The organism is Streptomyces sp. NBC_01485, assembly GCF_036227125.1.
In the GTDB taxonomy this organism is placed as follows: domain Bacteria; phylum Actinomycetota; class Actinomycetes; order Streptomycetales; family Streptomycetaceae; genus Streptomyces.
The window spans coordinates 4,139,389-4,153,431 of sequence record NZ_CP109435.1; the positions used below are offsets into that span (position 1 = coordinate 4,139,389).

Annotated in this window: 9 protein-coding genes; 4 read left to right on the top strand and 5 right to left on the bottom strand. The window is 70.8% G+C overall.

Going from position 1 to position 14,043, the window contains the following annotated elements; genetic code table 11:
* Window positions 1-70 precede the first annotated feature (70 nt).
* The 3 genes from OG352_RS18935 to OG352_RS18945 form a co-directional block, all read right to left on the bottom strand.
* On the bottom strand, window positions 71-3,646 hold the full coding sequence (locus tag OG352_RS18935) for a LamG-like jellyroll fold domain-containing protein (RefSeq protein WP_329218375.1): 3,576 nt from the start codon (window positions 3,644-3,646) through the stop codon (window positions 71-73).
* Between the two features lie 331 nt (window positions 3,647-3,977).
* A complete protein-coding gene (gene purU / locus OG352_RS18940) occupies window positions 3,978-4,862 on the bottom strand; it encodes a formyltetrahydrofolate deformylase (protein WP_329218377.1) in 885 nt (294 codons plus the stop codon).
* Window positions 4,863-4,965: 103 nt separating this feature from the next.
* On the bottom strand, window positions 4,966-5,412 hold the full coding sequence (locus OG352_RS18945) for an SCO4402 family protein (protein WP_329218378.1): 447 nt from the start codon (window positions 5,410-5,412) through the stop codon (window positions 4,966-4,968).
* A gap of 172 nt (window positions 5,413-5,584) precedes the next feature.
* Between OG352_RS18945 and OG352_RS18950 the strand changes: the two genes are divergently transcribed.
* Window positions 5,585-6,985 (top strand): ABC transporter substrate-binding protein, encoded by a 1,401-nt coding sequence (locus tag OG352_RS18950; protein ID WP_329223885.1) that lies wholly within the window; start codon window positions 5,585-5,587, stop codon window positions 6,983-6,985.
* Window positions 6,986-7,010: 25 nt separating this feature from the next.
* On the opposite strand, the gene OG352_RS18955 is transcribed toward OG352_RS18950, so the two are convergent.
* Together OG352_RS18955 and OG352_RS18960 are read right to left on the bottom strand one after the other, a co-directional pair.
* Window positions 7,011-8,903: a hypothetical protein gene (locus tag OG352_RS18955; protein WP_329218380.1), complete on the bottom strand. Its 1,893-nt coding sequence runs from the start codon at window positions 8,901-8,903 to the stop codon at window positions 7,011-7,013.
* A gap of 222 nt (window positions 8,904-9,125) precedes the next feature.
* Window positions 9,126-10,511, bottom strand: coding sequence for a transcriptional regulator (locus OG352_RS18960; RefSeq protein WP_329218381.1), 1,386 nt, complete (start codon window positions 10,509-10,511; stop codon window positions 9,126-9,128).
* A 351-nt stretch (window positions 10,512-10,862) separates the two neighbouring features.
* Between OG352_RS18960 and OG352_RS18965 the strand changes: the two genes are divergently transcribed.
* The 3 genes from OG352_RS18965 (at window position 10,863) to OG352_RS18975 (ending at window position 14,022) form a co-directional block, all read left to right on the top strand.
* The gene (locus OG352_RS18965) at window positions 10,863-11,525 is read left to right on the top strand and encodes a bifunctional DNA primase/polymerase (RefSeq protein ID WP_329218382.1); all 663 of its coding nucleotides are present in this window, start codon (window positions 10,863-10,865) and stop codon (window positions 11,523-11,525) included.
* A gap of 140 nt (window positions 11,526-11,665) precedes the next feature.
* A complete protein-coding gene (locus OG352_RS18970; RefSeq protein WP_329218383.1) occupies window positions 11,666-12,436 on the top strand; it encodes an ABC transporter ATP-binding protein in 771 nt (256 codons plus the stop codon).
* The gene (locus tag OG352_RS18975) at window positions 12,433-14,022 is read left to right on the top strand and encodes a transporter (RefSeq protein WP_329218384.1); all 1,590 of its coding nucleotides are present in this window, start codon (window positions 12,433-12,435) and stop codon (window positions 14,020-14,022) included. Before OG352_RS18970 ends, OG352_RS18975 begins: the two co-directional genes overlap by 4 nt.
* Window positions 14,023-14,043: the final 21 nt, after the last annotated feature.

Genomic DNA, 14,043 nt, shown 5'->3' on the forward strand with positions numbered 1-14,043 from the left:
ACTCCCGATCGTGTGACGTGTGAAAAGTCCGCTGAGGTCTGTCGCGCCCCGCCGTGCCGGCGGGACGGCCTTACAGAGGCTTGGGCATTTCGTTGACGTACATCTGGTCGATCGCGGTGTCGGACATGACGCCCGTCCACACCCGTACGTCGTCCACGAGGCCGTGCGCGTAGTCGCTGTACGCGCCTGTGCTGATCCGTCCTCGGCCGATGTTGAAGGTGCCGGTGGCCTGCCAGGGCTGGGTGAAGACAATGCCGTCACCGGTCTCGTCGTCGGTGTCGGTGTCGCCTTGGGCGCCCTGCCTTACCCCGTTGACGTAGAGGAACAGCTGCTGGTGGGCACTGTCGTAGACGCCGGTCACGAGGGTCCAGTGACCGGGATCGACCAGTTGGGCGGAGGCGATGTCGGCGGGCGCGGTCACGACGGTGGCGCCGGTGGTGTCGGCAGTGGTGCGGCCGAAGACCCACATGCCCTGCGTGGAGCCTGCGGCCTGGTCGTACCAGAGGCCCCAGGAGTCGCGTACGCCGCCGGACTGGGTGGTGATCCTCATGTGGTGGGCCACTGATGTGTCGGACAGCGCCGCCGCGTCGAGGTCGGCCCAGGCCGCCACGGTGAAGTCGCCCTGCGAGTCGACGATGGGGCCGGTCGCTGTGGCATTGGCTGTCGGCGTCCCTGTCAGGGAGAGAACGTTACCTTTGCCTCCGCCGGTGTCGTCGGCCCAGGCACCGCCGGCGGCGACGGTGGCCGGGTGGCCGTATCCGGAGGAGTCGGCCGCGGTGGTTCCCGAGGTCTCCTCCATGCCCCACTCCGCGGCCAGCGCCGGCCGGGCCTGGCCGGTGCTCGCGTCGGTCATGGCCTGGAGATCGGCGATCTCCTCCTCGGACAGGATCCGGTTCCAGACGGTGACCTCGTCGACCTGGCCGGCGAAGTAGTCGGAGAAGCCGCCGCCGTGCTGACCGCGGGCGAACTGGAGGCCGCCGGTGGCCTGCCAGGGGGTGGTGTAGGAGACGGGGGCACCCTGCGGGATGCCGTTGACGAAGAGCTGGATGGTCTGGCCCAGCGCGTCGTACACACCCATCAGATGCGTCCACACACCGACCACCGGCAGGGCCGTCGAGGTCGAGCGGACATTCGTCGGTGCCACGGCATCGGATGCGTACCGGTTGAAGACCCAGGCGTTGACGGAGGCCGAGTAGGAGAGGGCGAAGGCGGATCCGTTGGCTCCTGCCTGGGCCAGGGCCACGGAATCATGGGATTTATCGGTCAGCCGGACCCACGCGGAGGCGGTGAAGCTCTTGGTCGTGTCCAGTACCGGAGAGGTCGTGGCCGCGTACGACGAGGTGCCGTTGCCCTGCACCGACTTGCCGAGCCTGGCCTGGTCGGACCAGGTGGCCGACCCGGACAGGGTCGCGCTCCGGCCTCCGACCGCGTCGGCCGCCGTGGAACCGGTGCCCTCGTCCATGGACCACTGGGAGAGCGGGCCCGCGCCGGGCGCGACCTTGAAGGGGTAGGTGTAACTGGTCGAGCCGTTCCCCGCCGAGTCCCAGGTCTGAACGGTGAGGGTGTTCAGGCCGCGCACGTCGGGGGCCAGGGGAAAGGCGTAGCTGGTCGTCGCGGTGGTGAAGGTCTTGGTCCGCACCGGGTTGTCGTTCAACTGGTAGGTGTACTTGACGACGTCCGAGGCCCCGTTGGCCTTGAGAGTGAAGGCGGCGGCAGCGCCGACGCCGCCGTAGGCCGTGCAGTCGTCCGGAGTCTCCGGGCTCGCGCACTCCGGGTACGTCGTGGAGTCGACGTCCGGCTGGACGGGAGCCGACGTGTCGATGCGGAACCAGCAGGCCGGGCTCCAGGCCGAGTACATGAAGCCGGTCGTGCCGTTGAAGGTGTACTTGTACTGGCTGCGGGCGCGGAACCAGTACGTCTGCCCGTTGGTCAGAGTCGGTGTCGTCCACGTCCCGGCTGTGCCGGAGGCCGTGTACGCCGACGGGTTTCCCGAGGCGACCAGGGGATCCCCGACCTTCGCGTCGTACCGGTACAGCTCGAAGTTCGGGCGCAGCGTCGACTGCGAACCGTCCGCCGACTTCGGCGCCGCCGTCACCGTGGGCGTCGTGTCCCGGATCACGGCGGCGGTGCCGAGGCCCGCGGCGCACGCCACGCTCGGGCTCGACGTCTTCACACCGGTCGGAGCACTCGGCTTGGAGACGAAGGTCACCGACAGGGTGGGCTTGGTGTCCGACGGCGAGGCGAACTGCTTCCAGGCGATCGCGTCGTCCTCGTTGCCGGGGGCGCGCAGACCGAGCGTCGTGGTCGAGGAGGACTGGCCTGCCGTGTAGGTGACGGCGCTGGTGGCATCGAAGGAGACGTTTCCGCCCGGGCAGGAGGACGAGTAGCCCTTGGCAGCATTGACCGAGTCCACCTGGGCGGCCCACGACGGCTGCGCCGACCACTTCGTCGACGCCGAGATCGCCCCCGTGCGCCACAACTGCACGGCCTTGGCGGTGCAGTTCGCCGACCACACCTCCAACGCCGCGAAGGTCGCCGAGAGGATCTTCTTGCCGCCCAGGGTGTGCGTGTCGAACTGGTAGAGGGAACGAGCCTTCTTGTTGTCGACCCACGCGTCGTAGCCGACGCCGAGCGAGTGCGAGGTCTTCCAGAAGGACGTAGAAGGCGAACTCGACCACACCGTCGTCCAGCCGGAGAGGGACGCGCTGGTCGTCTGGGGGTCGAGCACCACGGGGTAGGTGGTGTCGGGGTCGTCGAGGAACGAACGGTCGGGCTTCAGCGTCAGCGCGTCGTCAGAAACCGTCACATCCATGACCTGCGACCTGGCCCCCGGGACCGGACCGTCCAACGCGCCGTCCCCCGAAGCCGCAGCCTGGTCAAACGCAGCGACCGCCACGGTGTGCGAAGCCTTCGAGGCCGTAGCCGGGCCCGTTGCCTGCGGGGACGTGGCGACCGCCGACGAGTCGTACATCAGCGCCGTGCCCGTGGTGAACACCGGGCGCCCCTGATCGTCCACCAACGCGGCGCCACCGGTGTGCGTGTCGTATGCGGAGACGCCGTCGGTGGAGACAGGGAACGCGATGCTCGAGAGTCTCTCGTTCTGAGCCGCGTCGCGGGACTTGACCACCAGGTTCTCGCTGAAGCCGTCCGGCGTGGCCTGCACCACCAGGTCTGTCCCGGGCATGACATCCGGATACGTCGCGGTGGAACCCGACAGCTTCGGCACCGGCAGCGTCCACGGCGAACCGACGCTGTACGTCTTCCCGTCCTGCGTGATGGTGGCGAGGGGGTCGCCCGAGCCACCTCCGGAGAAGGCGATGTCCGCCGCGGCGGCCTTCGGCGCGATCGCTCCGGACGAGGTCGTCGCCAGGTCGGTGTCGACCGGCACCCACCCCGCCGTCTTTCTCACCCTTACCGGAGTCGGATCGAAGTCGACCGTGAAGGTGCCGTCCGGCTGCGCCGTGACGAGTTGCGTGGAAGTCGTCTCCGCACTCACCTCGACAGGCGAGCCGGACTCCACGGCTTTCCGTGAGGCCGCCGCTTCGGGTGACAGGTCATTGGTGTCGGCAGTCGCCGACGAGGCTTCCGACGGCGTCACGGCGACCGCTCGGGCGACCGGGGCGCCCAGCGCAGGCACGAGCAACATCGATGCCACCAGCCAGGATCCACGTCCCGGCGCACGCCTGCCCCACCCCATGGCCCTCACCCCGTGTTTACAGACTTCTTACAGTCGGGTGATCAAAGCCCGGGGGGTGCCACGTGTCAATCAGTTACGAGTGCCACCAAGTCGATCAAATTCACCTATAGGGCGCACCCGATAGGCAAAATAAACGAACAGGATGTCTCATCGGGGAGCCGTCGACAGGCAAAGGAAGCTCAAAGGCGCAGCCCGAAACGCCTCGTACACCCGAAAGATCGGCAAGGAGTGGGAAAACCTTCGCCGTCTCTCGACCAATTGGTACGGCGACGGCGCACGGCTACGCGAAGACGACCGTTCGTCGGCCGTTCAGGAGGATTCGGCGTTCCGCGTGCCACTTGACCGCTCGGGCCAGGGCCTGGCATTCCACGTCGCGGCCGACGGCGACCAGTTGGTCCGGGGTGACGCCGTGGCCGACGCGTTCGACCTCCTGCTCGATGATCGGGCCCTCGTCGAGGTCGGCGGTGACGTAGTGGGCGGTCGCGCCGATCAGCTTCACTCCGCGCGCGTGTGCCTGGTGGTACGGCTTCGCGCCCTTGAAGCTCGGCAGGAAGGAGTGGTGGATGTTGATGATCCGGCCGCTGAGCTGCTTGCACAGGTCGTCCGACAGCACCTGCATGTAGCGGGCCAGGACGACCAGTTCGACGTCCTGCTCGCGGACCAGTTCCAGGAGCTGCGCCTCGGCCTGCGCCTTGTTGTCCCTCGTCACCGGGATGTGGTGGAAGGGGGTGTTGTACGAGCCCACGAGCTCGGCGAAGTCGGTGTGGTTGGACACCACGGCCGCGATCTCCACCGGCAGCGCGCCGATGCTGGCGCGGAAGAGCAGGTCGTTCAGGCAGTGGCCGAACTTGCTGACCATGAGGACGATGCGCATCTTCTCGTCGGCCCGGTTGATGTGCCAGTCCATGTGGAAGGAGTCGCCGATCGCCGCGAAACTCGCGCGCAGCTTGTCCACGGTCACCGGCGGCTCGGCCGAGAAGTGGACGCGCAGGAAGAACAGTCCCGTGTCGCGGTCGCCGAACTGCTGACTGTCCTCGATGTTGCAGCCGGTCATGAAGAGGTAGCTCGACACGGCGTGCACGATGCCCTGCTTGTCGGGGCAGGAGAGGGTGAGGACGTACTGGTCGGCGAGGTTCGCCGCGGCTCGGGTGGACTGCTCAGTCATGCGGGACAGGGTCTCATGTCCGTCCAGGGCGGACAGAACGCCGTCCGCTACGCGGACCCGGTCACGCCGACCTGGTCATGCGGACCCGGTCACGCGGACCCGGTCACGCCGACCTGGTCATGATGCGCAGGACCTCGAGGGTCCGGGGCGGTGCGTCAGGGTCGTCGCCGTCGCTCGCCGCCATCCGCACGTGCGCGTCCCGTGCCGCCCGCACCGCCTCCGGCCACCCCTGGTGCTCGACGTACGCGGAGACCAGGGCGTCCGGCCCGACCTGGTGCATGATCCGCAGCACGCGCAGTACGGCGGTGTCGACGAGGGCCGCCTCCTGCGAGTCGCGGAAGATCGTGCCGACGTACTTCTCGGCGGACCAGTTGTCGAGCCAGGTGTCCTCGACGAGGCGGTACACGGCGTCGGTGACGTCCCCGTACCCCTCGACGCCGGCCAGCCAGACGTTCTGCTGGAACGCCGGGTCGGAGAGCATGTGCAGCGCGGAGCGCACGTTGCTGCGCCAGCGCCACCACGGCATGTCATTGTGTGGCATGCCGCCCATGGTGGGGGAGCGACGGCCGCGACGGGAAGAGTTCTCCGAACCTTGCACGGTCGACGATCGTACGTTTCCCCGTCACAGGGGCCTCACGCGCCCCTGTAATTCACCTTGCCGTCACCACTCGTCGACCATGGGTCACCCCCAGGTTGGCGGTGTGAGGGAATCGTGCATGTCCATGACCGGCAGGCGACGCACGTCCACGCGAAGCACCTTCCTCCCCAGGTCCCTCCGCACCACCGGGCCCTTCCGCTTCACCAGGGCCTTCCGCTTCACCGGGTCCGTCAGAGCGGCCGCCCTCTCGGCGGGCGCCGTGGCCGCCTGTGCGTCGCTCACCGTCGGCTGCGGGGTCGTCCCCGGCACCTCGGCGGGTTCCGGTGACGACCCGATCGTCGTCATGACGTGGGCGCCCGAGGGGACGTCCGCGACCAACAAGCCGGGCATGCCCGCCTTCGCCCGCGCCTACGCCCGCTGGGTCAACGCCAACGGCGGTCTGAACGGCCGCAAGCTCGAGGTCCTGACCTGCAACGATCACAACGACACCGTGTCCGCCGCGAAGTGCGCCCGGCGCGCCGTCAAGGAGAACGCGGTCGCCGTCGTCGGCTCCTACAGCCAGCACTCCGACGCCTTCTTCCCGTACCTGGAGGGCGACGGCATCGCCTACATAGGCGGCTACGGAGTCACGAACGCGGAGTTCACCAGCCCGCTGTCCTACCCCGTCAACGGCGGCCAGCCCTCCCTCCTGGCCGGCCTCGGCAAGGAGCTGGCCGCGACCTGCGGTCCCGTCACCCTCGTCCGCCCCGACACCCTCGCCGGCGACGCGCTGCCCACGATGCTCAACGCCGGACTGAAAGCCGGCGGGCACAAAGCCGCCGAGGACCAGCGCGCGCCGGAGGACTCCACCGAGTACGCGACACAGTCCGAGGCCGCCCTCGAGAACTCGACCGGCGGCAAGCCCGGGAACGGGGCCGGGGGCGGGACCGGGGGCAGGAGCGGGGACGAGAAGGGGTGCGTGGTGCCCGCGCTCGGGGACCGCACCAGCACCTTCATGGACTCCTTCCGGCGGACCCGCACGGACTACCCCGCCGTGAACACCGCCACCGTCCTCGGCAGCGTCGACCAGACCGTCGTCGACGCCGCGGGCGGCGGCTCCGGGCCGTACGAGGGGGCGTACGTCACCGGCTGGTACCCCGTGGCGAGCGACCCCGCCTGGGCCCCGATGAAGAAGGTCATCAGCGAGCAGGCGTTCTCCGACACCCGGATCGACGCCGGCGACACCGGGGTGCAGACCACCTGGATCGCCTACAGCGTGTTCCGGCAGGCCGTGGAGTCGCTGGACGGCGGCGAGGTGACCTCACGCTCCGTGCGCGGCGCCCTGGACGACGGACTGAAGATCGACACCGGCGGGCTCACGCCGGCGCTCCGCTGGCAGTTCAGCGACCGGCTCGCCTCCATCGGCTTCCCCCGCCTGGTCAACGCCGACGTCACCCTCCAGGCCGTGCAGAAGGGCCGGCTGGTGGCCGCCAGGAAGGGCTTCGTCGACGTGACGAAGACCCTGGAGCAGGCGGACGTCGACTGACCTGCGGTTACCGCGGTTACAGCGGCTACAGCTGGGTGGGCTGGCGCTGTGTCAGGCCGTACGTCTTCGCGATCTCGTTCCACAACGTCGCGGCCCGCGTCTTCTGGGCGCTGGCGGTGCCGCTCGCGCGGTTGCCCTGCTGCGTCTCGGAGGTGGTGCGGGCCGAGCCCTTCTTGCAGCTCTTGTTCTTGCTGCCGGCGACCTGGTCGGCCCAGGCCGCGTAGTGCTCGTCGGCGGACGCGGACGCCTGCCACGCCTTGGTGAGGGCGGTGGTCAGCGCGGCGTGCTCCGGGAGCTGGTCGGCCTTCAGCGCGGACAGCCTGGTGACCAGGTCGGTGCGCTGTTTCGCCGCGTCCCGCAGGTCCGTGGCGGCCTGCGCGAGGTTGTCGCAGGCCTTCACGTCGGCGACCGCGCTGATCACGCTGGCCCGGCTGCTGCCGCTGTCGGCCAGCAGCTTGTCCAGCTCGACGGCCTGCTGCTCGGCCGCGCCGCCGGACGCCGACGCCGACCCGTCGGCAGCGGGCGCCGACGCGGCGACGGTCCTGTTGTCGCCGCCCTGGTCGTCGCCGCCACCCCCGCCGGAGAGCAGCGCGCCCGCGCCGACTCCGACGACCGCGAGGGCCACCCCGACCGCCGCGAACAACGGCACGCGCGAGCCGCTACGACCGCCCCGGCCGCCGCCGTCGTCGTCCCGCGCCCCGCGCCCCCCGCCCGCCGCCGGGTCACCGGGCGGGGTGTAGGCGGGCTGCGGGGAACGGGCGCCGTATCCGGGAGATCCATGAGGTCCATGAGGTCCATGAGGTCCAGGAGATCCGGGGGTTTTCGGCTCGGCGAAGCGTGGGAGCTGCTGCGTGGACGCGGCCGGGCTCTCGCTGCCCGGCCCGCTGCGGAAGAGGTTCTCGAACTCGGCGGGCGGCTGCCGGTCCCGGTCCCCGCCGGGCTGCGCGGGGACGGGCGGGATGTACTGCGTGGCCTCGGCGTCGGAGTGCCCGCCCGGCTGGGCACCGGGGGCGGGCATCGGCCCCGGGCGGGAAGCGTTGTGCGGGGTGCGGCCCAGGAAGTGGGTCGACTCGGCCGGGGTCTCGGGCGGCAGCGCGCCCGGCCCGACCGGCGGCAGCAACTGCGTCGCGCCCTCGTCGACGGGTGCGGCGGCGGGGACGGGCGGCAGGTACTGAGTGGCACCCTCGTCGGCCCCGGAAGCCGGAAACGCCGGTACCGCCGGTATGTACTGCGTCGCGCCCTCGTCGGCCGGCGGCAGGGGTGCGCCCGGCATGCCCTGGCCGTACGTCGGATTGGCCGGGGCCGGTGCGCCCTCCGGCGGCAGCGGGCCCGCGCCCGCGCCCGACTGGGCACCGCCGTTCCAGGGCGCCGGCTGCGAACTGTTCCACTGCTGCTGGTGCTGCTGCTGGTGCTGGTGCTGCTGGTGATGCTGCGGGTCTTGCTGGTACTGCGGCTGCTGGTGGGCCTGGCCCGCGGGGAGCGGCCAGCCCTGGGACGGCTGCTGCTGCTGTTGCTGCGGGGCGGGCGTCTGCTGGTCGGGCGTCTGCTGGTCGGGCCCCCAGGACTGTCCCCAGGTCTGCCCACCGGCCGGCGCCTGCTGCCCGTACTCCGCCACCGGCTCCGATTGCCCGTACCGCTGCTCGCCGTACTGCTGCTGCCCGTACGCCTGCTCCCGCTGGTCGTACTGCGGCTGCCCGTACTGCGGCTGCTGCCCGCCGTACTGGCCGGAATAGTGGTCCGCCGGCGGTCCGGACAAGGGGCCCGGCGGCGGTCCGGACGGTGGGCCCTGGCGGGGGACCGGGCGTGGTGCGTGTGTCGTCATTCCCGGCAGCAGGGGTTCCCCACCGTCCGAGGGCAGCACGATGCCTTCGCGCGCGGGCTGCGCCGAGGGCTCCTCGCCCTGTCCACTCTGCGTCACCGGGACTCCTACGAATGGGGGACCTTCGGAATCGTCGGTTCACGCTACCGGGTCCCCGGAACCCCGGGCTACGCGCAGCTCAGAACGTGATCTCCCTCCCAGCGAGGACGACGAGGTCGGCAAGGCCGGCAGTGACGTCGGTAACAGATCCGGAGCGCCGTGCGCCGGCGCGTTCACGCAGCGGCGCCCCGTCCCTTCGCGTCTTCGTGCCTTCGTGCCGGCTCACGCCGCCGTCTGCAACTCCAGCCGCGCCCCGAACTCCCTCACCACCGACTCGTCCCGGAACGGTTCCAGTCGCTGCTGGAGATCATCCAGGTACTCCGCGCCCCGGTTGGAGCGGAGCGTCTCCAGCAACTCGACCGCTTTCAGGCCGGTGTTGCAGGCCTGCTCGATCTCGCGCTGCTGCACCTGGGCGGTGGCCAGCAGGACGTACCCGATCGCGCGCCGGCGCGCACGGCTCTCCGGATGCCCGGCCAGGGACTGTTCGGCGCAGCGCGCCGCCGACTCGGCCTGGCCCAGGTCGCGGTGGCAGTGCGCCAACTCGTCGGCCAGATAAGCCTCGTCGAAGTGCGCGATCCACGCCGGGTCGTCCCCGGCGGCCGGATCGACCGCTTCCAGCGCCGACACCGCCCGCCCGGACGCCGCCTGCGCCCCGCGTACGTCACCCATCAGCGCGTGCCCGCGCGCCTCCGCCGCGAGGAACATCGCCTCCGCGCGCGGGGTCACCCGTCCGCGTGCCCCCTCCTGTGCCGCGCGCGCCAACTGGGCGATCTCGCGCGGGTTTCCGAGCTGGGCCGCGAGGTGGCTCATGGAGGCGGCGAGGACGTATCCGCCGTACCCCCGGTCGCCCGCCGCCTGCGCGAGCCGCAGGGCCTGGATGTAGTAGCGCTGGGCGAGGCCGGGTTGGCCGGTGTCGACGGCCATGTACCCGGCGAGTTCCGTCAACCGGGCTACGGAGGCGAAGAGTTCACGGCCCACCGCCTCCCGGTAGGAGCCGGCCAGCAGGCCCGAGACCACGCTGTTGAGGTAGTGCACGACGACCGGGCGCACATGCCCGCTGCCGTACTGGTGGTCCAGGTCGACCAGCGCCTGTGTCATCGCCTTGACGGCGGCGACGTCGGACAGGCCCACCCGGGGTCCCGCCGCGCGCGCCACCTGGGCGTCGGGTGAGGAGATCAGCCAGTCGCGGCTCGGCTCGACCAGCGCCGAGGCGGCCACGGACGAACCGGAGAGGAAGTCCCGCCGGCCCACGTCGCTGCGCCACAGCTCACAGACCTGCTCGATGGCCCCCAGTACCGTCGGCGAGAACTGGAGACCCACGCCCGAGGCGAGGTTCTTGCCGTTGGCCATGCCGATCTCGTCGATCGTGACCGTACGGCCGAGCTTGCGGCCCAGGGCCTCGGCGATGATCGCCGGGGCGCGTCCGCGCGGCTGCTGTCCGCGCAGCCAACGGGCCACGGACGTCTTGTCGTAGCGCAGGTCGAGACCGTGCTCCGCACCGCACATGTTGACGCGGCGGGCGAGCCCGGCGTTCGAGCACCCCGCCTCCTGGATGAGCGCCTGCAGCCGTTCGTTGGGCTGCCGCGCGACGAGAGGCCTTGCGGCCATTGGCACTACCCCCTGTGGAGTTCCGTACCGAAGGATCCGTACCGAAGAGTTCCGTACCGAAGAGTTGTGAAAAGTTCCGGCCGAGAAGATCAATGCCCACAGACATAACGAAAATGCGAGGCATGCGAGGATTGCCGACTATTTCCGGGTTGCCGACAGGAGCCGGCCCCGCTCCCGTCCCCGCTCCGTCCCGTCTCCGGCCCCCTCCCCCGGCCCCCTTCCGTGACTACCCGCTACCGCGCCCGTTCCTCCCGCGCGCCCCCGCACATGCACCCATGCGCCCCGGACGCGGAATCGATGCTCCTCCCCCGCGCATATGGGCATGCGTAACCCCTGGTGGCAGCTAGAGTTGTGTTCATCGTGGAAGAGACCATCGCGGGCGCCGACGCCACTCAAATCCCGAAGCAGCGCGGGGAATCGCTGCTCGAGACCGCTGTTCGCTATGCCGAGGAACGCCATTGGGACGTGTTCCCCGGCACCTGGCTCGACACCGTCGACGGAATGCAGCGCTGCTCCTGCGGCGACGTGACGTGCGACGCGCCTGGCGCACACCCTGCGCGCCCCGACTGGGCGACGCAGGCCACCGGCAGTGCGACGGTCGCGCGCCGGATGTGGCAGAAGCAGCCGACCGCCTCCATCCTGCTGCCGACGGGCCGTACGTTCGACGCGATCTCCGTGCCGGAGACGGCCGGGTTCCTCGCGTTGGCGCGGATGGAGCGGATGCAGTTGACGCTCGGTCCCGTCACGTTGACGCCGGATCGGCGGATGCAGTTCTTCGTGCTGACGGGGGCTTCGGCGAAGGTGCCGGACCTGGTGCGCAAGCTCGGCTGGTCGCTGGGGGCGCTCGATCTGGTGACGCTGGGGGAGGGCGCTTATGTGGCCGCGCCGCCTACGCGGTTCGGGTCGAGGGGGGCCGTGCAGTGGGCCTGCCGGCCTACGGCGGCCAATCGGTGGCTGCCGGATGCCGAGGAGTTGATCTCGCCGCTTGCCTATGCGTGCGGTCGGGATCGTTGACAGCCCCTTCTCGTCTGCGTAGTTGATCTTTCGTTGGCGGGTGCGGGTCGGTTGTGGTTGCTCGCGCCCACGCGGCGGAGCCGCATGTCGATACAGCCCCGCGCCCCTTCAGGGCGCTGTCCCCGCCGTAGGGTTCACGCATGACGTCCGTACGTGTGCGTGGGCTCTGGAAGCGGTTTGGGCAGCAGGTCGCGGTCGCCGGGATCGATCTCGATCTGCCCGCCGGGAAGTTCATCGGGCTGGTCGGGCCCAACGGGGCGGGGAAGACGACCACGCTGTCGATGGTGACCGGGTTGCTGCGGCCCGATCAGGGAACCGTCGAAGTCGTCGGGCACGACGTGTGGCGGGATCCCGTGGCGGTGAAGGCGCGGATCGGGGTGCTGCCGGAGGGACTGCGGCTGTTCGAGCGGCTGTCGGGGCGTGAACTGCTCGGCTACAGCGGGCGGTTGCGGGGGCTGCCCGGTGCCGAGGTCGACAAGCGGGCCACGCAACTGCTCGACGTCCTCGACCTGGCCGGTGCCCAGCACAAGCTCGTCGTCGACTACTCGACCGGCATGCGGAAGAAGATCGGACTCGCCGCCGCGCTGCTCCACAACCCCGAAGTGCTCTTCCTCGACGAGCCGTTCGAGGGCGTCGACCCGGTGTCCGCGCAGATCATCCGGGGCGTGCTGGAGCGGTACACGGCGTCCGGGGCGACGGTCGTCTTCTCCTCCCACGTCATGGAACTCGTCGAGTCGCTGTGCGACTGGGTGGCGGTGATGGCGGCGGGACGGATCCGGGCGCACGGCACACTGGCGGAGGTGCGGGGGTCGGCGCCCTCCTTGCAGCAGGCGTTCCTCGAACTCGTCGGGGCGCAGGGGCGGGACATGGGCTCCGACCTCGACTGGCTCGGCGGCGGGGCCGCCCGATGAGCGGCGTGACCTCCACCCTCGTCCGGCTGAAGCTGTCGCTGCTGCGCAACGGGCTGAAGCAGTCGGGCGGGCGGCGGGCCGCGTACATCGCCTCCGCCGTCGTCACGCTGCTGTTCGCCGCGTTGCAGTTGCTCGGGCTGATCGCGTTGCGCGGGCACGACCACGCCGTTTCGCTGGTGGTGCTCCTGGTGGCGGTGCTGGGGCTGGGGTGGGCGGTGATGCCGCTGTTCTTCCCCAGCGGCGACGAGACCCTCGACCCGACCCGGCTCGTGATGCTGCCGTTGCGGCCCCGGCCGCTGGTGCGGGCGCTGCTGGCGGCCTCGCTGGTGGGCATCGGGCCGCTGTTCACGCTGCTGATGCTGGTGGGGTCGGTGGTGTCCGTGGCGCACGGGGCGGCGGCCTGGGCGGTGGCCGTCCTCGCCGTCGCGCTCGGGCTGCTGGTGTGCGTGGCGCTCGCGCGGGCCGTGGCCGCAGCCAACATCCGGCTGCTGAGCAGCCGCAAAGGGCGCGATCTGGCGGTGCTGAGCGGGCTGGTGATCGCGGTCGGCGTGCAGGTCTTGAACTTCGGGGCGCAGCGGCTCGGGACGTCCGGTCTCGGGCAGCTCGATCCGGCGGCGGCCGTGCTGCGCTGGCTGCCGCCCGCCTCGGCGGTCGGCGCGGTGGACTCTGTGAGCAAGGGGGCGTACGGGGTCGCCGTCGCGCAACTCGCCGTCAGCGCGGCGGGTTTGGCGCTGCTGGTGGCGGCGTGGGCGCGGAGTCTGACACGGCTGATGACCTCGCCCGACGGCTCCACCCTCCAGGCCGCCGAGCCGGCCGCGCGGGACCGGCGGAACTCGGCGGGGCCGGCGCGGCTGCTGCCAGGCGGGCGCACCGGGACCGTGATGGAACGCAGCCTGCGCTACATCTGGCGCGACCCGAAGACGAAGGCCGCCTGGGTGACGTCGCTGGCCATCGGGCTGATCGTGCCCGTCTTCAACGCGGTGCAGGGCACCGGCTCGATCTACTTCGCGTGCTTCGCCGCCGGGATGCTCGGCGTCCAGATGTACAACCAGTTCGGGCAGGACACGTCCGCGTTCTGGATGGTCGCGCTGACCATCTCCTCGCCCCGGGACGCGTATGTGGAGCTGCGTGCGCGGGCGCTGGCCCTGCTGCTGATCACCCTGCCGTACGCGACGCTGGTGACGGTGCTGACGACGGCGCTGCTCGGCGACTGGCCGAAGCTGCCCGAGGCGCTGGGGCTGTCCCTCGCGCTGCTCGGCGCGATGCTGGCGACGGGCGCCTGGACCTCGGCCCGCTTCCCCTACTCGATTCCGTCCGAGGGCCACAAGAACGTCGCCCCCGGGCAGGCCGGTCTCGCCTGGATCGCGATCTTCGGCGGGATGGTCGCGGCGGCCCTGCTGTGCGCGCCCGTCATCGCGCTGACGATCTGGCTGAACGTCAGCGCGGGCGGCGACTCCTGGACTTGGCTGCTGCTGCCGGTGGGCGCGGTGTACGGCACGGCCATCACGGTGCTGGGCCTACGCCTGGCGGCCCCCAGCACGGCACAGCGCCTGCCGGAGATCCTTACGGCGGTGAGCAAGGGGTGACGGGGGAGGCGGGGGTGACGG